This window comes from Butyrivibrio sp. MB2005 (genome assembly GCF_000424285.1).
Taxonomy (GTDB): domain Bacteria; phylum Bacillota; class Clostridia; order Lachnospirales; family Lachnospiraceae; genus Butyrivibrio.
Map to the genome: position 1 here is coordinate 164,632 of NZ_AUJP01000004.1, position 20,319 is coordinate 184,950.

A 20,319-nucleotide genomic window follows, 5' to 3' on the forward strand; every position below is an offset into this window, starting at 1 on the left:
GATAGGATTTTGAAGAAACTCTTACCCGGTAAGTTTTTTGAAAAAATGGACAGGGAGCTGTCTGACAAGATTAAAGGAATAAGTATTGTATGCAGTCTTGTGGCCATAATGGCACTTGTTATGACTGTGGCAGGTATTTCAGGAGCTTTTGATAAAAAGGAAGAGCCGGAAGAAGTAGTAGAGGAAGAGCCTGTTTTTGAAGTTAAGGAGACAGAGAAGGAAAAGAGTTACCTTGATCCTGACATATTAAAAACTATCACAGGTTCAGGTGAACAGGTAAAAAATGCGCTTGATGCAAGACCTGCTACGGTGGATGTTCCGGCAGAACAGCTATCAGAGTATGTAAAAATAGACAGCTGCACTATAGTGGAAAGCGGTGCAGTTGAGGTAAAGGGACTTGCAGAAGCGATCCCCACTTCCGATGATAAATATTATTATCTGTTTGATGCTGCCACTTATGAAGACGATTTCAACAGTGAAGCAGAACCAATATCCAAGGTCTATAAGGATAAAGAGATACGACTTGATGCATCTCTTAATAAAGGAGCACCGGGGTCAAGACTTTACAGGAAGTTCACAGTAGCTGTTAAGAAGGATGGTGTTTTCATCCCTGTTTCTCATGCAAGCTATGTGACAAATCCTGAAGCGGTTGCTTCATATAATTACGGCGGAATGCAGCAGAGTTCCAAGAAGGGACTTTTGATCGATCCTTCAAGACTTAATGATGCAGTGGATCTTGGAGTGAATTATGCAACCTACAATATTCCGCTTAACAGACTTCTTTCGCCAAGTGCAGAGGGCTCTGTATCATATTCCTATAACGGAGTGACCTATCATTTCAATGGAAGGATTCTTCAGGAATACGATTATCTTTTTACTACGCTTAATGCTAAGGGAATTGATGTTGCAGCGATTGTTTTGAATGACGTATCACCTTCAACTTTCCCTGAAGTGACTCATCCAAGCGCAAGGGGCGGATCAACAGCTCCATATTATATGTTCAATGCATCTGATGAGAGCGGTGTTAATGCGGTTGCCGCCATCGGTTCATTCCTTGCAGGCAGATACTCAGGCGCAGGACATGGAAATGTGGCTATGTGGATCTTCGGAAACGAAGTCAATGCCAGAAAAGAATGGAATTATATGCAGCAGACAGATCTTGCGACCTATACTGCTGCTTACACAAGAGCATTCAGAGTATTCTACAATGCTATAAAGAGTACCAATGCAGGAGCCAATGTTTATATATCTCTGGATCAGCAGTGGGATAGGAATCTTAAGGGAAATCCCGACTATGACGGAAGGGATATGCTTGATGCTTTTGCAACTTCCCTTAGAAACTATGGTGATTTAGGATGGGGACTTGCTCATCATCCTTATACAGTACCTCTTTATGAGACGGCATTTTGGAATGGCAATAAGCTTGTTACGGATTCCGCAGATACTTCTTTTATAACCATGAAAAATATTAATGTTCTGACGAGCTACATGAATAGCGAGGCGATGCTGTATAATGGCGGAGTCAGATCAATCATATTAAGTGAAGTGGGTTATACTTCAACCAACGGAGATACATTACAGGCAGCAGCGATTGCCTATGCATACAGTAAGGTTGCAGCTAACGGAAGTATTCATGCCATAATGTTTTCAAGGCAGACGGATGCTGCTGAAGAGATTGCCCACGACGGTCTTGCCATGGGACTTTGTGATGCAGGTGGCGGACATAAATATTCGTATAATGTTTTCAAATACATGGACACACCACAGAGGGAAGAATATATTTCCTTTGCAAGGTCGATTGTAGGTGTCAATTTTTAAGTGATCACCCGGTGAGGTATAAACTGCAGTTTACAGAGGAGGAGTAAAATATTATGACTAATGCAGAAAAAGCACTTGAGCTTCACGAGAAATGGAACGGTAAACTGGAGATATCTTCCAAGGCAAAAGTAAAGTCCAGAGAAGATCTGGCTCTTGCATATACCCCCGGTGTTGCAGAGCCCTGTAAGAAGATTGCAGAGGATAAAGAACTTGCTTACAAATATACTATGAAAGCCAATACTATAGCTGTTATTTCAGATGGAAGTGCGGTTTTGGGACTTGGCAATATCGGAGCTGCAGCAGGTATGCCTGTTATGGAGGGTAAAGCAGTTCTTTTCAAGGAGTTTGCGGGAGTTAATGCTATTCCGATCTGTCTTGATACTCAGGATACGGAAGAGATAATAAAGGCAGTTACATATCTTGCGCCCAACTATGGCGGAATCAACCTTGAAGATATTGCTGCTCCCAGATGCTTTGAAATCGAAGAGAGACTTAAAGAGACTCTTGATATTCCTGTTTTTCATGATGATCAGCACGGAACTGCGATAGTAGTACTTGCAGGTGTTATAAATGCCCTTAAGGTAACAGGCAAGAAGAAGGAAGAATGCAAGGTAGTTGTAAATGGTGCGGGAAGTGCCGGAATTGCCATCACAAAGCTCCTTCTCAGATATGGCTTTACAGACGTTACAATGTGTGATAAGGAAGGAATTATCTGCAGCAGCTATCCCAATCTTAACTGGATGCAGAAGAAGATGCTTGAGCAGACAAATAAAAAGGACGTATCCGGAAAGCTTGCAGATGCGCTGGTTGGAGCAGATATTTTTGTAGGAGTATCAGCACCGGGCATTGTCAGTCAGGATATGGTCAGAAGCATGAACAAGGATGCAATCCTTTTTGCAATGGCTAATCCTACACCTGAGATCATGCCTGATCTTGCCAAGGAAGCAGGAGCAAGGGTTGTTGGAACAGGACGTTCGGATTTCCCTAACCAGGTTAATAACGTTCTTGTTTTCCCCGGTATTTTCAAAGGTGCTTTAGAGGCTAGAGTCCCTCAGATTACAGAGGATATGAAGCTTGCTGCTGCAAATGCACTGGCTGACCTTATCTCTGATGATGAGCTGTCAGATGAGAATATTCTTCCTGCAGCATTTGATCCCAGATGCGCAGAGGCAGTTTCGGAAGCGGTTAAGAGATTTGCGAATAAATAAAGATAAACGGTGGAAGTTTTATGAGTTCACAGTATCTTACTTTATATAAGATGATCGTGCTGTACATGCTGAAGAAGTCCGGTGACAGACTCAGTAAGGCTCAGATCTATGATTTTATTTTGGAAAATGAATACACCAATTTCCTTACGTTACAGGAAGTTTTCAGTGAACTTGCAGAATCCGGGCTTATAACCGAGTCCAATGAGGGCAGCAGGACCTATCTGAGAATGACTAAAGAGGGAGATGAAGCCCTGGGATTTTTCGAGAATAGGATCAATCCCGATATCAGAACGCAGATAGATGAATACTTCAAGGAAAATGGCATGAAGATCCGGGATGATTCTGCGATAAATGCTCATTTCAAGAAGACCGGTGAGAATGAATATGTTGCATATCTTTCAGCTTCTGAAGGAAACAGTTCTCTTATCGAGATGTCTATTCCTGTATGGACAGAATCAATGGCGGAGTCCATCTGTGAGAATTGGAAAAAGAAGAATCAAAGTATTTATCAGTATCTGATAAAAGAGCTTATGTAATGAATTTTGATGCACATTTTGAGGGGCGTATAAATGGCTAAGTTCTTAGACAGCATGAGGAGGGAAAAAGGCAGTATTTATTCCCTTGTCTCAAAATATTATGTGCTGTTTGCAATTGCAGTATTGCTGCTTGCATACGGTGTAAAGTATTTTACGCAAAAAGCCATGTATGGTGTGGATTTTTTTAGTAGCAGTGAAGTCATAACCAGCCAGATGACGGATTTAGAGAATGAACGATACTATAGGCTGAATCTTGAAAAGGTAATAGGTAAAGACGGTTACTTCGAGATTCTTGACAATAAAGCTAATGTAATATTTATAAGCAAATCCGGTGTGTCGAATGTGTACAACATGGATGAGCTTTCATTTATTCCACCTGTTTCAGGCAGTTCATATTATTATGTCGGAAAGATTTATAAGGATAATGTTGTAGACGGATATATACTTCAAAAATACAACTACGTTAAGGATGGCGATGGGAGTAGGGATGGAGCCTTTTATGGAGCTACTGAGACCGCGATCCTTGATAAGGACAGAAATATTATATATAGCAATTATGATGAGGAACGCAGCTATCTGTCTGAGAACGAACTGGCCTACGCCATGGAAAATACAGCAGATGGGACATATTTGCAGAGATTTTCTTTTATGACGGCGGACGGTGAAGAGAGAGTAATGCTGCTTCATTCAGCCTATGCAATATCTAATGACGAAGAAGAGAAAAAGATTTATACGACGGGATTATTTGTTTTTCTTGGTATATTCGCGGTCCTTCTCTTAATATTTGTATTGAGAATTATCATATCGGTTAAACGTCCTATGGATATGCTTAAGAATTCCATGGATGATCTTACGGAAGGAAAGAAAGATGTGGCTATTTCTTCCTACTCAGGACCCAAGGAATTCGTACAGATCGTAGATGCTTTTAATGATATGGCAGATAAGCTTCATGAGACAGAGAAAGCTCGGGAGCATCTTGAAAATGAGCGTCAGAAGATGCTTACATACCTTTCGTATGATCTGAACATACCTATTACAGCTATTAAGGGCTACACCAATTTTGCTCTTGATAGAAATGCAACGGAGGAAAATAGAAGAAAGTACATCGAAGCTATAGCTCTTCATACAGACGATCTGACAGAGTTCATTGATGATCTTGGTGATTATGCAGACCTGGAGGAAGCAGAGTTTAAGCTGGATAAGTCCAATGATGATATATTCGAATTTTTCAGAAATTACTTCCTGCCAAAGAAAGAAGAGGTAGAGCTTCTTGGATTTTTCATGGATGTAAATGTGCCGGATGAGAGTATGTATAAATCCTTCGATAGAGTTCAGATAAAGCGTGTGTTTGAGAACCTGATTTCAAATTCTCTCAGTCTCAATCCGCGTGGCACTAAGTTATATGCTGATATATCATCCAGCTCAAATAAGGTCGTGATCCATATTGGAGATGATGGAGAAGGCATCCCTGAGGAAGCGACCAAATATCTTTTCGAACCATATGCCGGTGGCAATACGCCATTTTACGGCAAAAACAGAGCTGCGATTGGATCTTCTATAGCAAGAATAATAGTGGAATCTCACGGCGGTACGATCAGATTGATGGATAAGGCTGAAAGCGGCCATTCTACTATGTTTGAGATAGTATTTTAGATAACCTGCAGAATATTTACATAATATAAAATCAGTGATTGACAAGCGCTTAAGTGCTTGGTATTATATTCGTTGTGACTGATGAAGTCACGGATTGCTGGCATAGCACAGTCGGTAGTGCGTCGCATTGGTAGTGCGGAGGTCACGGGTCCGATTCCCGTTGCCAGCTTGCCCTTAAATCCAGTATATATCTGGGTTTAAGGGTATTTTTTGTTTCAAAAAAGTGGTCTGCAAGTGGTCTTTTTCGTAATATCATGCAAAACATGACCGAATTGCGTCTAACTGTGCATCTGCCTGAACGGCTCTGATGTAGTGTAGAGTAGTGTTTTTGTCCACATGACCTGCTGCATACATGACAGTCTGTAAATCTCCGCCCGTCGCTCTGGCTAGTTCCGTTACGCTCCAGAACCTTATCTTGTGTGATGAGAGATAGGGAACACCTGCTTCCGTCGTGATAGCCTTCAGATGATCGTTAAAATGCCCTGTATTGAGTGGATTGCCATGACTTGTAACAACAATGTGATCAGATAAGTCATCCGGCATTCCAAGGCTTTTAAAGACGTCAATGGCTCTGTCAGATAGCGGAAGGATACGGGAACCTTTTTCACCACCTTTTGTGTGCGCGAGCTCAACATGATGGTTAATGCCGTTCTCATCCTTTCTGAGCACAACCTCACGGGAAACGGATATTGTTTTATTTCTGAAATCAATATCGCTCCAACGAAGGGCTTTTAGTTCACCGATACGCACACAGAGACAGAACATAAGCTCAATTCCGTAGTCGTAGCCACTTTTATCCTTCTTTTCAGACAGGACTTTCAGGATCGCTTCACGGTCCTCATTTGTGTAACGGATGTTGCTGTTATCAACGGCCTTGAACTTGAGATCCTTGCAGTTTAGGGAACGGCTAAGGTTATCCGTCACTATATCCATCTCGATAGCAAGGTCATAGACGGCATTCATGATGCTTTTCAGATTGTTGAAAGTTTTTCTGCTCATGACTCTGCCACCAGTCAGACGTTTGAAAAACAGCTTCAGGTAGGATGCCTTGATATCAGTGATTGGCATATCCGCAATAGGATCACTGTCATAATGCTTGTTCCACACCTGCCTGTATCTGTCTGTGGTGAGGGAAGATATATCAGGATCCTGTTCTTTCTGACTGATAAGCTGTTCAAACAATATCCTTACGGTATGTGTATCATCACCAAAGAGATATACATAAGCCTTATCGTAGGCTTCCTGCTCCGTGTTGGCGGTTACTTTGTCTCTTTCATCTGTCCTCAGTGCGACAGGAATCCTGATCTTGTACCTGCCATTAGCTTTGTCATATGTGACAATCTTACTGTTTTCCCTTATGTAGGGTAAAAATGCTCCTTTCACCTTTAATATGTGTTGTTTTGCCAATAATTGTTTCTTCATATCGTCAATTTCGGCACTCTCTTTACCAAAAAGTGTAGCATTGCAGCTTACCCCCTGTCTAGGAGTCATCTGTATTATGTTATCTGTTCTTTCCATACTTTTCCCCATGAAAAAAGAGCCCTTCAGGGAAGAAGATTTAAACCAACTTCCCTAAACTGACTCCTAAAACTTATTTATTTCTTTTATTTTTTCTCTTTTTTAGATGGTTTATAGTTTAATAGTTTAAAAATGGATTACTCGAAGGGAATCTCCATCTGCTTCGGAACAGGAATAAAACCATCAGGATCTTCCTTTGCAGGCTTTATTCCTTCACGGATCCATGTCTTCTGCGTGCCATAGTCGAAGAAGTTGTGAGTGGTTCCGCGCTTCCAACCCTGGATGTTATCCATGATCTGTGCTATCTGCATGGCTTCGGATTTCTTCGGTTTATCAAACAGCTTGTTGTTATTCAAAGCTTCGTAGTAAAGCATGCTCACGCAGACATAGTCTTCCTTGGTGGCATCAAGGAAATCCCTTATGGAAGTTTCCATCGGATCCTCGGGCTTGAAATCCTCCTGAAGGGCTTCAAGTTCTTCCTGCATCTCTTTTGAAAGAGTAAGGGAGAAGTCTCCGGACTTATAGATCACCATCATTTCTGCCCACATCTGTTCAATGTATGCCCTTGAGGCTTCTTCGTCTTCAAGGATATGAACATCTGCTCTGGAAGCGTTACATTCAACCGGAATAAATCTTCTGTTGCCGGATTTATCAGGTGGCAGGAACTGTCTTTTGTTTGATGTTCCTGCAAAAACACACTTTCTCGGATGGTCTGTAGAAATCTTGTCATAACGTATGCGGTAGACATCCACCTGTCTTGTGATGAAGGATTTCACTTCCTCTGCATTTGCTGCCTTCATAGCCGCAAGCATCTCTGCCATCTCAATGATGACGTGCCCCTGAAGCTTCTCGAAAACATCGTCTCCGTCAAGTTTCTTCACATCATCAGTAAAATATCTGTCCTTTGTTGCAAGAAATCTTAAGAATGTTGACTTGCCGGCACCCTGACCACCTACAAGGCAGAGCATATAATCAAATTTATGACCGGGATCATACACTCTTGAGATTGTTCCTAGCATGAACAGCTTCAAAGCTTCGTAGTTGAGTTCCGTTTCTTCTGCGCCAAGAAAATGGTGAAGGGCATGTCTTACACGCTCTACGCCATCCCATTCGAGGGATTCCCAGTATTCCTTCAACGGATGATACGGATTATCAAAGGATACTGTTTTGACAGCTCTCTCAATCATGTTGTCCTTCTTTAGGCCATAATATGTTTCAACATAAGTAATGATGTTCGCCATATCTATGTCGGTCATGGGTTCGCCAACCCTTCTCCATGGCATGTCCCTGATGATGTCAATGCGTTCTGTGAGCTCATTGTATCTGATGGCATCCTTTAAAGTGGGATCTTCCTTTATGACGATCCTGCAATTATCATTATTCTGTCTTAACTTGCCCTGCTCGTCCTTATTTAAGAGCTTTCTTACACACATTGTCTCTCTTATTACTCTTTTCTTTTCAATCTCCATCTGAGTCTTTCTTATCCCGATATCATCATCTTTTACGCTTTTCAATATTTTTTATCTCCTTCTCATATGTTTTCATAATTTCATGCTGTTCATTTCTGTCACCAAAAGTCAGAGCGTCAAGCAACTCATTAATAAAGTCGAGCCTATCAAGCGCCTCAACGAAAAAAGGATGCCAGTCGGCATCCTCTTCGTTTATATCCTTTGGTGCATATTCTTTTTTCCATTCCCACAACTGTCTGTGATAGTCTGACAGGACATTTATTGCATCTCGCCTTATGATGTCAAATGCCTTTTCCGCTTCTCGCTTACGGGCTAATTCCTTTTCCTGCAATATCTGTTCTTTTGACTTAGGCCTTGAATAACTGTTATAACCAAACGAAATTCCAAGAAAGAAGTCATCGTTAAGCTTCCTTGTTGCATCAAGTAGTGACAGACCATAGTAGTTGGCTACAAAATCTATGGCATCTCCATCTGCTCCACATGCAAAGCAGTGATACCTGCTATCGACCTTCATACTGGGATTTCTGTCATTATGGAAAGGACAGCAGCACATCCCTTTACTGCCGACACCTATCCCATAATGTCTGAAAGCATCAAGGGCACTCACCCTTTGCTTTACTTCTGAAAATACACTCATGCTGTCACCTCCGTCACAGACTCTGTTCTGCGGTTCGTGGTTTCTTAGGATGCGAGATGGAATCTGCTTCCTTATTTTCCCTGATACCACGGACAGTAACATGGAGATCTTTCAAAAGGCTTGGCTTGATGCCCTCAGCAATCTCTATCTGAAGCTTTGTCTTTTTTGAAGGTGATGCAAATGTCTTTCTGACAGTTTTTATTACACGATCCTTTATTTTTGTGAGCCCATTCTGAAAAATGGTGAGCTGTTCCAGAGCAAATCTGTTTACAACTTTCGTTACCGGATTTGTGGATTCCTGAATCTTACTCTTGAAGCGGTCAAGTTCCTTTGATTCCTCATCAGTAACACAGGAAGCAATTTCACCAACGAGCTTTTCACATGCTTTGTCATATGCATGACTGGCTACAGTACTGGCAAAAGTATCAATGTCTGATATTTCAACCTGCTTCTTTTCAAGCTCTGCTTCAAGTCGTGATTTATCTTCTAAAAGCTTTTTGTTTTCAGTAGCAAGATCATCATTGTTTAAGGTGAGCTTTTCATTCTCAGCGGACAGTCTGCCATTTTTTTCTGACAGATTCTCGTTAAGTACAAGAGCTTCATCATACAGCATCTGAACAGAAGACAATTTATCTCTGAGTTCTGATAATTCACCATTGATCTTGGTGATGATATATTCCTGCTTCTCCTGATATTTCTTTCCGCCATACATAGGTTCTTCGATGATCTCAAGCCCATGCTTCTTGCAGATGTCGATCAGGAGCTTTCTGCATTCTGCATCATAGGACATCTTCCGGTTATTGTATCTGCCCTGAGGTTTTGACGGATCGGGGAGTTCGAACCCCAGCTGCTTTAGAGCTTTCTCCTGTTTGGGCTGACGTTCGCCATATTTGTTTGTAACATCAAAGACATGTCTCTCATGGATGTGCGGCGTGCTCTCATCAATATGAAGAGCCCAGTCGAGAATATGAACGTTGGAACCGTAACGCTCCTGCATGGTTGTCATGAACTCGGAGACTATCTCCAGAAGGACACCATGCTCAATCGTCTCTTCAACACTTCCGATCTGATAGATGGTTTCTTCCGGACAGGTACGTTTATCAGTCCGAAGATCGTCGGTCGTCCTGCATCTCTCAAGATGTCTTGCTTCCTTATTTCTTTCGTTCTGACCATCAATGTAATCCGTATAGCAGAGATCATAGAATTCTTTCTCAGCCTCAGTAAAAGTGTGACAGTTTTCATCCCTGTCCTTGTCAAAGACCGGAACCCTGTCAATGCAGTTCCAGTAGACGTTGTAGGGTGTCAAATCTTCCTTGATATTCTCAGCATTGCTGACATCAAATTCTCTGTCATTATGCTTTGAGTTATAGCTGCCGTTCTTTCCACAACGGCCATTATGTCGCGATACTCGCATAAACAAATTTCTCCTTTTCATAAAATTATTGATGTTAATCGATTTGTTTTTGCAAAAACGTGGCAGGCGGCGGGCGTCGTCTTCAAGGGCTAGAAAGGCCCAAGAGACAAATAATACCCAGTACCATGTGTCGCAAGCGACCACATGACTGGGCGGGGTTTCACCCTCGGCCTGACAAAGGGAGCGCTGCTCCCCTTGACCCCTTTTGTGAAAATGTGTGCACTCATTTTCACCAGAGCGCAAAGAACTTTGCACTCTGCTCCGGAGCAAAGAAAAAAGGATCAGTTCCCTGACCATTTCTGATCAGCGAGATAATCCTCTTTTCTTCGTTCCAGCTAAGCCGTTCCATATGCAGTTGTATAAACAGAAAAAGCAACCGGAAAGTAAATCCCGATTGCTTTTGCAAGTATAATAATATCATCCCATAAAATAAATGAAAATAGACAGGAAGTGCCAACTCGTGTAATCTCAGTGTCAATTAGTGTAATCTTGGTGTCAAATAGTGTAATTCAAATTCATTTATCATAAAACAAAAAAGCAACCAAAAACGAATCATGGTTGCTTCAGCAAGTATAATAATATCACCCTGAAAAAACGGTGAAAAGTATCTGGGAGTGTAAACCTAGTGTAAAAAAGGGGTCTAACAGTGTAAACCTAGTGTAATATCAGATGTTATATCCGAGAGAACACATTATGATATTATCACATGAAATTTCTGGTGTGAATTAGCAGTTCCTTATCTTTTCATGACAAATCATTAAAATTTCCTTATCAAATCCTTATCAATCCCTTATGTCCATGATAATAATAGCATCCCTTTTATGAGATAGAAATATACAGAAGGTATACAAATGGTATACATGATTTTTAAAAGCCAAAAATTCTAATGGTATTTTTATTAGCAAATATATTAAATCTTTATGAAATAACATCTATTTTGTAAAAAGAGGTAATTAAAAATGATAAACTGAAAGTACTATAAATTATAAATATAATATGTTTCTCAAAGGGGATTAAAATAAAGTGTACCCTTTGTCAAGGACAAATTTAAAAGCATAAAAGCATAGTTATTTGTCTCTTGGAAGATGACCATTGTCATCAATGGATGAGTAAGTGATAAGAGGGTATTTACCAGTTATACAGTACTCATAGTATTCGTTAGGTGACAGCTTAGATAGTTGCCATTGGCCACGATCATTGTTGTAGTAATCCATGTAGTCATCGATGATGGTTTTGGCATCGTTAAAGGATTCGGCAAGGGCTATCTTATCCATGATCTCATCTTTCATGTGACCGAAGAAGCTTTCCTGAGGAGCATTGTCCCAGCAGTTACCACGACGGGACATGGATTGGCGAAGATTAGAATCCTTTACAATTTCACGGAACTTTTTGCTGGTATAGTGACAGCCTTGATCACTATGGATAAGGGTTTCGTCATCCAGAGTGGCTCCGTGGCTATCAATCAGGATGTTGACAGTTTCAAGAACAAAGTCAAGCTCGAGGGATTCACTCAGTACATAAGCGAGGATTTGCATAGTATAGGCATCCTTGATTACTGAAAGATAGAAGAACACACCGCAGCAAGGGATGTAAGTGATATCTGTTAGTAGTACCTTGCGAGGGCCATGTTCCTTAAACTCCCTTTTAAGGAGGTTATCAGCCACAGCATCCGTTTTAAGCGCTTTAGCCATACGGCGGTAAGGGTTCGCTTTACGGATGGGGCATTTGAGCCCGTATTTGTGCATTAGTCGCTGGATCTTCTTGAGGTTCATAAGAACCGGTGGATCCATATGAAGAAGTCGCATATGAATGCTTCTGATGCCTTTATCGTATCCTCTGAACTGATAGGCTTGAAGGATAAGTTCAAAATCGGCTCTGTCCGCAGCTTCCTTCTCGGCACGTTTGTCAGCAGAAGCAACCCAATTGTAGTAGCCGGAGCGTGAAACGCCTGCGATGGCACAGAGTTCCTTGATATTTTGGAGATTGCCCTCCATGGATATGATTTCATGGATGACCTCGTATTTAGCACTTGGTTTATCCATAATCAATTCCTCGGCTTTTTGTCGTTGCCCAGCTCGGTAATTTTTTTTAGAAAATCAACCTGCTGGCGAAGATAAACGAGCTCACGCTGCATAGCAGAAATGGAAAGCTGCGAAGGCATGGTGTTGTAGTCTGTGTTCTCGGGTGCTTTTGCTTTAGCATTGGAGTAGTCCTCTGTAAGAGGTCTGCCGGATTCTACCAGTTCTCGGAGCCTTCTGGCAAAGCCGTAGATACGGGTACGACCAAGAATTTCCGTGTCGTATCCACAGGACTCGAATATTTCGATACTGGTATCGCCCTGCTCATAGCGTGACAGGAAAATGTTTTTAAATTCCAGAGTAAAGATGATCTGGCGGGCGTTTACTTTTGCAGTAAACTGATTGGCAGCCAAAGTCTCAATCTGTTCTGGAGTGAATGTGGATTTTTTGTGATTGCTTAGCATGATATAACCTCCAATTGATTGTATTTTACAACATCTGGACACAAACGTGAGATGCTGTGTCCAGAAAACGGGGTTTTCCATAAAAACCGTGTCCACTTTACGGGGATGCCACTTCCAAAAGGATGAAAGATGGTGTCCGAAAAGTGAGATTTCAGAAAGGTCATGTGTCCATTTTTATGGGTACATTTTAAAATGTACTTGACAGCAAGACGAAATAGGCCTATGCTGGCACAGCACAGCACAGCACAGCACAGCACAGCACAGCACAGCACAGCACAGCACAGCACAGCACAGCACAGCACAGCACAAGTAGATAGCTGCGCTTCTTTTTCGCGTAAAACAGAATATGATAATGATAGATAACCGTCGGACTTGATGGGGGATTATGCCCTGTCTGGTTCGGCGTTTTTTGCGTTGTACAACATCGTAATGCGGCGGCCATAACAGCTGCGAATAAAGCAAAAAGGAGAAACAGCTTATGAGAATGAAGATGAAAAGATTTTTAGGCATCCTGCTCACCCTAGTGTTGGTGCTGGGGTTGATGCCTGGGATGAGTCTGACGGCGTATGCAACGGAACAGAGTGTAACACTCACCAAAAGTGCTACTTCATCGGGAGTGATATCATCAAGTGGCTTTACGATTATGGCGGATGATCTCCTTGTTATCGGTAAAAATGCTAGTTGTATAATTAGTGCAAGTTCAGGAATAACTATAACAAAGATTATAATGCACAAAGGTTCTATTTATGCTTCCAATTTTACTAGTTCCTATGTTACGGTTTCTCCTGGGACTATAACGTTTAATGGTGATACATGCACCGTTACGAATGTCAATTCATCGAGTGTTACATTATCGAAGAAAGTTTCGGATAAGAATTACGCTTGTTCATCAATCGAAGTTTTTTATAATGCTCCTACAGCCTATAGTGTGACCATCACGCCAGGCAACAACATGACCAAGACCACGGACTCCGGAGCTGCATCTCAGTCAGATTTGTCTGGTACAATTACAGACGTGGTTTACACAGCAAATGATGGCTATTATTTCCCGACAGATTATAGCGTTGCAACTGTCAACGGAATCTCCGTGACACGTAACAGCTACACGCAGATCACTGTTTCCGGAACGCCGACCGCTGATGCTTTGATCTCGCTGAATGCGCCCACGGCAAAGACAAAACCGGATGCGCCTACGACAGTGGCAGCAGTTGACTGCACGACTGCAGATAACAATGACGGAAAGCTCACCGGTGTTACAACCGCCATGGAATATAATAAGTCGGATGCTACGGATTGGATTGCTGGAACAGGAAGCGACATCACAGGTCTCGTTCCCGGAACCTACTATGTGCGTTATAAGGCAACAGATACAACTAATGCATCTGGCAATCAGGAACTGTCAATTGCTGGGTATACGGCTCCGACCTACGAAGTAACCTACAAAGTGGTCAACGGAACATGGTCGGATGACACTACGACAGATAGGACGGAGACTGTACAAAGCGGCTCAACACCTGCCAGTGTGCCCACCGGAATGAAGGCAGCTTCCGGCTACACAGGCGGAGCCTGGGACACAAACCCGGCAGAGGCAACCATCACAGGAGCAACGACATTCACTTATTCCTTTACAGCACTCCCGACCTACACTGTGACCTATAAGGTGGTCAACGGAACATGGTCGGATGATAGCACGGCAGACAAGACGGAGCCTGTACAGAGCGGCTCGAAGCCTGCAAGTGTACCTACTGGTATGAAAGCTGCTTCCGGTTACACGGGCGGAGCTTGGGATACAAATCCGGCAGATACTTCGATTACAGGAGCGACTACATTCACTTATACTTTTACAGAGAAGCAGGCAGCAATCGTTACAAAAGCTCCGACAGCCAAGACGCTGACCTATAACGGTTCAGCGCAGGAACTTTTAACGGCGGGCACAGCCGAAGGCGGCACCATGTACTACGCTCTTGGCGAAAATGCGACCACATCCCCTGCTGATAACCTTTATACCACAGCCATCCCCAAAGCTACCGACGCCGGAACTTATCATGTATGGTATAAAGCAGTAGGAGACGATAGTCATACGGATTCCGTTCCGGTATGCATAAAAGTTGTCATTGAAGATATCAAAGCAGTAGTAGAACAGAAAGAAAATACACCGAAAGCAGCGGTAGAAGGTCTTGACGAAGAACTAGCTTCAGATCTCATGAACGATGAGGAAGAGAAAAAAGTTCAGTCTGGAGAAAAAGCCACACTCACTCTGGAGATGACAAATATTGACAGCGCTGTTTCTCAGGAAGATAAGTCCCTTACCGAAAAAACGCTTGGAAGTTCAAGTAAAAACGGAAAGGTCGGAATGTACCTTGATCTATCACTATGGCTTAAGATCGGATCAGACTATGCAAGACAAATTTCAGAAACAGGTGGAAAACAGCTTACGGTAAAGTTTGAGGTACCTGAGAATCTTCGCGCACCTGCAGGTGTTACCAGGAAGTTCTTCATTTTCCATATCCATAATGGAGTTGCGAAAAAACTTGCAGAGACAACTAATATAACAATTCCTATAACCGTAGGAGAATTCTCAACCTTTGTTCTTGCTTATGAAGATGACACTGCTATAGATGAGACCCCAGGCTTTTATTCAGGACTTAAGATTTCCCAGAAGAAAGGAAAGATAATAGTGTCCTGGGATAAGGGAGAAGGTGTGGCAAAATATGCAGTGTTTGCGACCTACTGTGGTAATAAATACCAGAATAAGCCTGTAAAAACTACAAAATCAACTTCTGTAACGATCAAAAAGATAAAAGGAAAGAAGATAGATTTCACAAAGAATTTTAAGATATATGTGGCCGCTTATGATGCTTCGGGGAAGGAAATAGGTAAAACCGTATCCGCTCACTTTGCAGGAAAAGATAGCAAGAAATTTAAGAACCCAAAGAGTTTAAAGCTTTCCACAAAGGCAATAACGTTAGGTATAGGCAAAACCTCAAAGATAAAAGTCTCTGTAAAAATGGAGGAAGGAAAAAAGAAAGACCTGTCTGATAGCCATGCAGCAAAGTTTCGTTACAGATCTACAAATAAAAATGTGGCAACTGTTGATAAGAATGGCAAAATCAAAGGCGTGGCCGCAGGTACCTGCGATGTATATGTATATTCAAGGAACGGTTTGGCAAAGAAAGTTAAAGTGACAGTAACAGATTAAGTATTAAGCAGTAACATCAGTACAGATTTTATGTAAGGTAAAAGCCCCTAGACATTTTTTTGATTAGAATGTTTGGGGGCTATAATTTATGATAGAGTTGTGTTTACTGTTGCAATAAAGAAATTATATGTTTTGCATTGAGATAGTCTTTTTGGTTTTTCTATGGGAAAATGTTTGGAGCAATAAAACATGAAATACGATATAATAATTATAGATAGTTAGAGACTAGAAGAATGCAAAAGGAGAAGTGGTTCAATGGCAGGGCAGAAAACAAATCTAAATGCTAGGACTATGTCTTATGCAGAGGCATATACTGAGCTGATAAAATATGTTTCTGAAAAAAATGAAGTATCTGTCGATAGTCTGGTTAAGATATTTAGGGATGCAGGTATAGAGAGCAAATATGCTGAATTATATAATATAAATAATAATGCATCTACAAGTAGTCAATATAAGATTTTAAAGGAGTTAATCGACGATGCAATTCATTGATACATCTAAGAATTCAATGATAAAACTATATCATGGCTCGCCGTGTCAGAATATAACGAAGTTTAATATAGATTATTCTAGAAATGAGCTTGATTTCGGGAAGGGAATATATTTCACTACTGATGAAGAACAGGCTAAACAGTGGTCTTTAAAAGGAAATGTCGGTTCAGGAGCTGTTTATGAAATATCAATAAATCCAAGTTTGATGAATATCAAAAGATATACAACATATTCTGATGAATTCATTGAAACTTTTTGTCTTTGCAGAGTAGGATTAGAAGATACAATACCGGATCTATGTAAATACGATGCGATTTATGGTTATATGCTGGATCATGACAGCAGCAGGATAATCAAATATACGAATGATTATGTAATGGGAATAGCAGATGCCGCAACTGTCAGAGCAAATTTGAGATTGTTTGATCACAGAAATCAGTTTTGTATTAAGAAACAAGAATTATTGGATTCATTGAAAATACACAGGATTATGTTTACAAAACGTATTCCTAACTCAAGGGAAATAAAGTATACAAAAATAGTGAAAGGAGAGTAAGAGAATGGGCAAGTTCACAGAAAGAGAAAATGCAATTATGGAAAAACTCAGTATTATGATAGATATAATGATGGCAATTACCGATTACTCTTATTCTGATTGCTATGATATTATAACGAATACTCGCACATACCAGCTGATGGTTGATGGAGATGTCAGTGCATTACATGATAGCCCACAGGCCAGTTTGGTCGAGGTTGGTAAAGATATACGAGAGTCTGGGAATGCTATAGGAAATAGTATTACTTCTGAAAACATAAAAAAGTACATTTCAGAGGTAAGGAGTCTAAATAAAGAACTTGCTAAGATTTGAGAGATAGTTAGTTTGGAAGTGGTCTGTAAAGTGGTCTTTTTTATAAAAGAGAGCACCGAAAACCTCCTTTCCATGCGGGTTTTCGTAACTGGCTATTATCCGATTCCCGTTGCCAGCTCGCCCTTAAATCCAGTATTTATCTGGGTTTAAGGGCTTTTTATTGCTTTAAAATAGTGGTCGTAAAGTGGCCGTAACCTATTTATCAACCAAAACATGACCTTATTTCGTCAAGTCTTGCATCCTGCTGAACGGCTCTGATGTAGTGTAGAGTAGTGTTTTTGTCTGCATGACCAGCTGCGTACATGACAGTTTGAAGATCACCTCCGGTTGCTCTTGCAAGTTCTGTTACACTCCAAAATCTGATTTTGTGTAGATAATTAAAATGGTTTTGAGCCAAGAAAGCTCAAAACCATTTTGCTATTCTGATTCATTATTATTGAATTTAATGAAGTCATCTATGATATTTTCTATAAGTCGGAATTGATTAGGTGTTAAACTGGTGAGCTTCTTTGACAAATATAATTGATCCTTGTCAATAATACTTCCAGTGAGGAGGTAATCTGTACTAACTTCAAGACCTTCAGCAAGTTTAGATAGGTTTTCCGGTCTCATGGCACGTTTACCAGATTCAGCGTAAGATACAAATTGAGTGGTGACACCGCATATTTCAGCAAGCTTTTCCTGCGTCAATCCCATTTTCCTTCTACGTTCAATTATACGTTCTCCGATTTGTTGTAAACAAAGATCTGTGTCTTGCAAAGAATGCGACCTCCTTGATGTTTATAATATCGTAAGAAATTCCGTATAAAAATTTAATCGTTTACTGTTGGAAAAATCAACAAAACGCGATATAGTATTTGTGCTAGAAAAAATAATACATGACTTAACATTTGAAACAAAAGTTCAAAAATGGAGAAAAGATTATGAGAATTAATTTCAAAAGAGCAAGTTTTATGGGTGTTATAATTACACTCGCAATGATGATTCTGGTTGGTTTCACACCACTCAAAGCATCAGCGGCACCAAAACTTAACAAAAAACAGGTTGAGTTAAAAATAGGGAAAACCTGTAAGCTAAAAGTTAAAGGGGCAAGTGGTAAAGTTAAGTGGTCAACTTCTAATAAGAAAATTGCAAAAGTTTCTAAGAATGGTGTTATCACAGCAAAGAAAGCAGGTAAGGCTACAATTAAAGCTAAGGTAGGTAAAAAGACCTTAAAATGTAAAGTCACTGTTCTTTGTAGACACCATCAGTTTGAAGAGAAGATAATTAAAAAAGCTACATATAAGAGAGCTGGTGAGAAATGTAAAGTATGCAAAGTATGTGGCTTTGAGACTGAACATGAAGAAATCCCAAAATTGACTAGGCAGAATGAGAAGCGTGAAGAGTATATAAGATACAACCCTTCAGGTTATGTACCTAGAACTGAAGGACTAACTGAACAAGAGATTAAGGCTAGACTGGCAGAACTTAAGATGTACTATCCGGAAACAAAAGAATTTTACTGGGAAGGGGTTGTCTGTGCTAAAGGAGCTTATTATGTTGACTTTGCCAAGGGAATGTTATTTGGTGATAGTGATTTAGGGTCTAAAGCAGTTATTGAGGACCCATCTGCAGCACAAGCTGGTGATATAATCAGTGTAGATTTTACGTATCAGGATGTCTCTGGTTATCATAGAAATTATATGATTACAAAAGTTGATGGTGATAATGTATATGTTGTTGCTAACAAGGAAGGTGATTACAAAGTAGCATGTTGGGATGAAGAAGGGTATCCAACATTTAAAATATATAATTCTAATGGGGAAAAATATTTGGTGTTTACAGACCAGAATAAGTATCAAGTAGCAACATGGATTCTCAGGTATCATGATTGAATCATATAATGTATGATTGGAGAGGAAAAGTTTATGCAGAATAGTCTTAAAAGAATAAATTTTATAAGTGTATTCTTTGCATTAGTATTTGTGATGCTTATAAGTTTTGTGACTCCGATGAAAGTATCAGCAGCTCCAAAACTGAATAAGAAACAGATTGAGATTAAAGTAGGTAAAACTTATAAACTCAAAGTCAAAAGAACTAGCAATAAGGTTAAGTGGTCTTCTGTTGATAAAAAGATTGCTAAGGTTTCTAAGAAAGGTGTTGTTACTGCTAAGAAAGTTGGCAAGACAATAGTTAAAGCAAAAGTTGGTAAAAAGACATTAAAGTGTGTAGTTAATGTTATTTGCAATAAGCATCAATTTGAAGAGAAAATAATTAGAGAAGCCACAAGCAGGAAGAGTGGAGAAAAGTGTAAGGTTTGCGTAGTATGTGGCTTTGAGACTGAACATGAAGAAATTCCTATAATTGATGATGAAGATGAAGAAGAATCTGATGATGAAGGTGATTCTAACAATGATTCATCAGGATATACTAATCCTGCAACTGCAGGGTTAACAGAATCAGAAGTTAAAAACAAATTAGCTGAACTCAAAAAGAAATATCCAGAAGGTACAAAAGTAGGTATTTGTTCAGCTTATACAAGCTTAATAGCGCAAGAACTATATGGTATAATGTCATTTCCTATAGCAAAACATCAAGACCTATCAAAATTAAAAGCTGGGGATATAATTATTTATACTTGGGGAAATGATGATGATAGTGCAGGGCATGCAGTTGTTGTTACAAATGTGAATAATAATTATATCTACGTCACAGATGCAAACCATGGTGATGATTTAAAATGCTATTGGGATACAGAAGACAGTCCATCACTTATTATAAAAGATGGTAAGCTGTGTTATGCGGATGATAGAGCGTCTATCACATCAATAGAAATTCAGTCATATTATAATAATTAAATTATAGCACGTGGGTGCTTCAAACACACCCACGTATTATAATATATTTCAATTCAGAATAATAAGTCTGAAAGGAGGTTTATAACCTCATGCAGACATGCGTTTTGACAAATGGATTACTAATGTTACAATAAGATCGTTCGGGAGAGCTCCTGCCATATAAGTGGAGAAGTTTCAACTCGGGAGA

General features: G+C 40.3%; 17 protein-coding genes and 1 tRNA gene. 11 read left to right on the plus strand and 7 right to left on the minus strand.

The window, feature by feature from the left end; all coding sequences use genetic code 11:
* Positions 1-9: 9 nt before the first annotated feature.
* The 5 genes from G610_RS19370 (at position 10) to G610_RS0102060 (ending at position 5,384) form a co-directional block, all read left to right on the plus strand.
* Complete coding sequence (locus G610_RS19370; protein ID WP_051197480.1) at positions 10-1,818, plus strand: DUF5722 domain-containing protein; 1,809 nt, start codon at positions 10-12, stop codon at positions 1,816-1,818.
* A gap of 53 nt (positions 1,819-1,871) precedes the next feature.
* Positions 1,872-3,026 carry an NAD(P)-dependent malic enzyme gene (locus G610_RS0102045; protein ID WP_026523452.1) on the plus strand — a complete coding sequence of 385 codons (1,155 nt, stop codon included), beginning with the start codon at positions 1,872-1,874 and terminating at the stop codon, positions 3,024-3,026.
* A 20-nt stretch (positions 3,027-3,046) separates the two neighbouring features.
* Positions 3,047-3,562, plus strand: coding sequence for a DUF4364 family protein (locus tag G610_RS0102050; RefSeq protein WP_026523453.1), 516 nt, complete (start codon positions 3,047-3,049; stop codon positions 3,560-3,562).
* A gap of 33 nt (positions 3,563-3,595) precedes the next feature.
* Complete coding sequence (locus G610_RS0102055; protein WP_026523454.1) at positions 3,596-5,215, plus strand: sensor histidine kinase; 1,620 nt, start codon at positions 3,596-3,598, stop codon at positions 5,213-5,215.
* A 96-nt stretch (positions 5,216-5,311) separates the two neighbouring features.
* Positions 5,312-5,384 (plus strand) — tRNA-Thr (locus tag G610_RS0102060).
* A gap of 83 nt (positions 5,385-5,467) precedes the next feature.
* On the opposite strand, the gene G610_RS0102065 is transcribed toward G610_RS0102060, so the two are convergent.
* The 6 genes from G610_RS0102065 to G610_RS0102095 all read right to left on the minus strand — a co-directional run bounded on the left by G610_RS0102065 (position 5,468) and on the right by G610_RS0102095 (position 12,735).
* Positions 5,468-6,733, minus strand: coding sequence for a tyrosine-type recombinase/integrase (locus tag G610_RS0102065; RefSeq protein WP_026523455.1), 1,266 nt, complete (start codon positions 6,731-6,733; stop codon positions 5,468-5,470).
* Positions 6,734-6,870: 137 nt separating this feature from the next.
* Positions 6,871-8,166 carry a VapE domain-containing protein gene (locus tag G610_RS0102070; RefSeq protein WP_051197504.1) on the minus strand — a complete coding sequence of 432 codons (1,296 nt, stop codon included), beginning with the start codon at positions 8,164-8,166 and terminating at the stop codon, positions 6,871-6,873.
* 61 nt (positions 8,167-8,227) lie between these two features.
* The gene (locus G610_RS19375; protein WP_051197482.1) at positions 8,228-8,839 is read right to left on the minus strand and encodes a CHC2 zinc finger domain-containing protein; all 612 of its coding nucleotides are present in this window, start codon (positions 8,837-8,839) and stop codon (positions 8,228-8,230) included.
* 13 nt (positions 8,840-8,852) lie between these two features.
* Positions 8,853-10,253, minus strand: coding sequence for a hypothetical protein (locus tag G610_RS19380; protein ID WP_051197484.1), 1,401 nt, complete (start codon positions 10,251-10,253; stop codon positions 8,853-8,855).
* A gap of 1,067 nt (positions 10,254-11,320) precedes the next feature.
* Positions 11,321-12,295: an IS3 family transposase gene (locus tag G610_RS19385; RefSeq protein ID WP_051197486.1), complete on the minus strand. Its 975-nt coding sequence runs from the start codon at positions 12,293-12,295 to the stop codon at positions 11,321-11,323.
* A gap of 2 nt (positions 12,296-12,297) precedes the next feature.
* Positions 12,298-12,735, minus strand: a complete 438-nt coding sequence (locus G610_RS0102095; RefSeq protein ID WP_035793641.1) for an HTH domain-containing protein — start codon at positions 12,733-12,735, stop codon at positions 12,298-12,300.
* Between the two features lie 478 nt (positions 12,736-13,213).
* Between G610_RS0102095 and G610_RS0102105 the strand changes: the two genes are divergently transcribed.
* From G610_RS0102105 to G610_RS0102120, 4 genes are all read left to right on the plus strand, one after another.
* Positions 13,214-15,934, plus strand: coding sequence for an Ig-like domain-containing protein (locus G610_RS0102105; protein WP_026523459.1), 2,721 nt, complete (start codon positions 13,214-13,216; stop codon positions 15,932-15,934).
* A gap of 255 nt (positions 15,935-16,189) precedes the next feature.
* The gene (locus G610_RS0102110) at positions 16,190-16,426 is read left to right on the plus strand and encodes a hypothetical protein (RefSeq protein WP_026523460.1); all 237 of its coding nucleotides are present in this window, start codon (positions 16,190-16,192) and stop codon (positions 16,424-16,426) included.
* Complete coding sequence (locus G610_RS0102115) at positions 16,413-16,982, plus strand: DUF3990 domain-containing protein (protein ID WP_026523461.1); 570 nt, start codon at positions 16,413-16,415, stop codon at positions 16,980-16,982. The genes G610_RS0102110 and G610_RS0102115 overlap by 14 nt, the downstream gene beginning before the upstream one ends.
* Positions 16,983-16,986: 4 nt before the next feature.
* The gene (locus tag G610_RS0102120; RefSeq protein WP_026523462.1) at positions 16,987-17,295 is read left to right on the plus strand and encodes a hypothetical protein; all 309 of its coding nucleotides are present in this window, start codon (positions 16,987-16,989) and stop codon (positions 17,293-17,295) included.
* 417 nt (positions 17,296-17,712) lie between these two features.
* Here the strand turns inward: G610_RS0102120 and G610_RS0102130 are convergent, their stop codons facing one another.
* Positions 17,713-18,054, minus strand: coding sequence for a helix-turn-helix domain-containing protein (locus tag G610_RS0102130; RefSeq protein WP_022760911.1), 342 nt, complete (start codon positions 18,052-18,054; stop codon positions 17,713-17,715).
* A gap of 164 nt (positions 18,055-18,218) precedes the next feature.
* Between G610_RS0102130 and G610_RS21915 the strand changes: the two genes are divergently transcribed.
* Together G610_RS21915 and G610_RS0102140 are read left to right on the plus strand one after the other, a co-directional pair.
* A complete protein-coding gene (locus G610_RS21915) occupies positions 18,219-19,169 on the plus strand; it encodes an Ig-like domain-containing protein (protein WP_026523463.1) in 951 nt (316 codons plus the stop codon).
* Between the two features lie 33 nt (positions 19,170-19,202).
* Positions 19,203-20,132, plus strand: coding sequence for an Ig-like domain-containing protein (locus G610_RS0102140; protein ID WP_026523464.1), 930 nt, complete (start codon positions 19,203-19,205; stop codon positions 20,130-20,132).
* Positions 20,133-20,319: the final 187 nt, after the last annotated feature.

What these genes read in the sequence shown, in the direction of transcription:
- G610_RS19380 (WP_051197484.1), bottom strand. Translation starts at nt 10,253, where the DNA reads ATGCGAGTATCGCGACATAATGGCCGTTGTGGAAAGAACGGCAGCTAT.
- G610_RS0102045 (WP_026523452.1), top strand. Translation starts at nt 1,872, where the DNA reads ATGACTAATGCAGAAAAAGCACTTGAGCTTCACGAGAAATGGAACGGT.
- G610_RS19385 (WP_051197486.1), bottom strand. Translation starts at nt 12,295, where the DNA reads ATGGATAAACCAAGTGCTAAATACGAGGTCATCCATGAAATCATATCC.
- G610_RS0102105 (WP_026523459.1), top strand. Translation starts at nt 13,214, where the DNA reads ATGAGAATGAAGATGAAAAGATTTTTAGGCATCCTGCTCACCCTAGTG.
- G610_RS19375 (WP_051197482.1), bottom strand. Translation starts at nt 8,839, where the DNA reads ATGAGTGTATTTTCAGAAGTAAAGCAAAGGGTGAGTGCCCTTGATGCT.
- G610_RS0102070 (WP_051197504.1), bottom strand. Translation starts at nt 8,166, where the DNA reads ATGTGTGTAAGAAAGCTCTTAAATAAGGACGAGCAGGGCAAGTTAAGA.
- G610_RS0102095 (WP_035793641.1), bottom strand. Translation starts at nt 12,735, where the DNA reads ATGCTAAGCAATCACAAAAAATCCACATTCACTCCAGAACAGATTGAG.
- G610_RS0102115 (WP_026523461.1), top strand. Translation starts at nt 16,413, where the DNA reads ATGCAATTCATTGATACATCTAAGAATTCAATGATAAAACTATATCAT.
- G610_RS0102065 (WP_026523455.1), bottom strand. Translation starts at nt 6,733, where the DNA reads ATGGAAAGAACAGATAACATAATACAGATGACTCCTAGACAGGGGGTA.
- G610_RS0102140 (WP_026523464.1), top strand. Translation starts at nt 19,203, where the DNA reads ATGCAGAATAGTCTTAAAAGAATAAATTTTATAAGTGTATTCTTTGCA.
- G610_RS21915 (WP_026523463.1), top strand. Translation starts at nt 18,219, where the DNA reads ATGAGAATTAATTTCAAAAGAGCAAGTTTTATGGGTGTTATAATTACA.
- G610_RS0102110 (WP_026523460.1), top strand. Translation starts at nt 16,190, where the DNA reads ATGGCAGGGCAGAAAACAAATCTAAATGCTAGGACTATGTCTTATGCA.
- G610_RS0102055 (WP_026523454.1), top strand. Translation starts at nt 3,596, where the DNA reads ATGGCTAAGTTCTTAGACAGCATGAGGAGGGAAAAAGGCAGTATTTAT.
- G610_RS0102120 (WP_026523462.1), top strand. Translation starts at nt 16,987, where the DNA reads ATGGGCAAGTTCACAGAAAGAGAAAATGCAATTATGGAAAAACTCAGT.
- G610_RS0102050 (WP_026523453.1), top strand. Translation starts at nt 3,047, where the DNA reads ATGAGTTCACAGTATCTTACTTTATATAAGATGATCGTGCTGTACATG.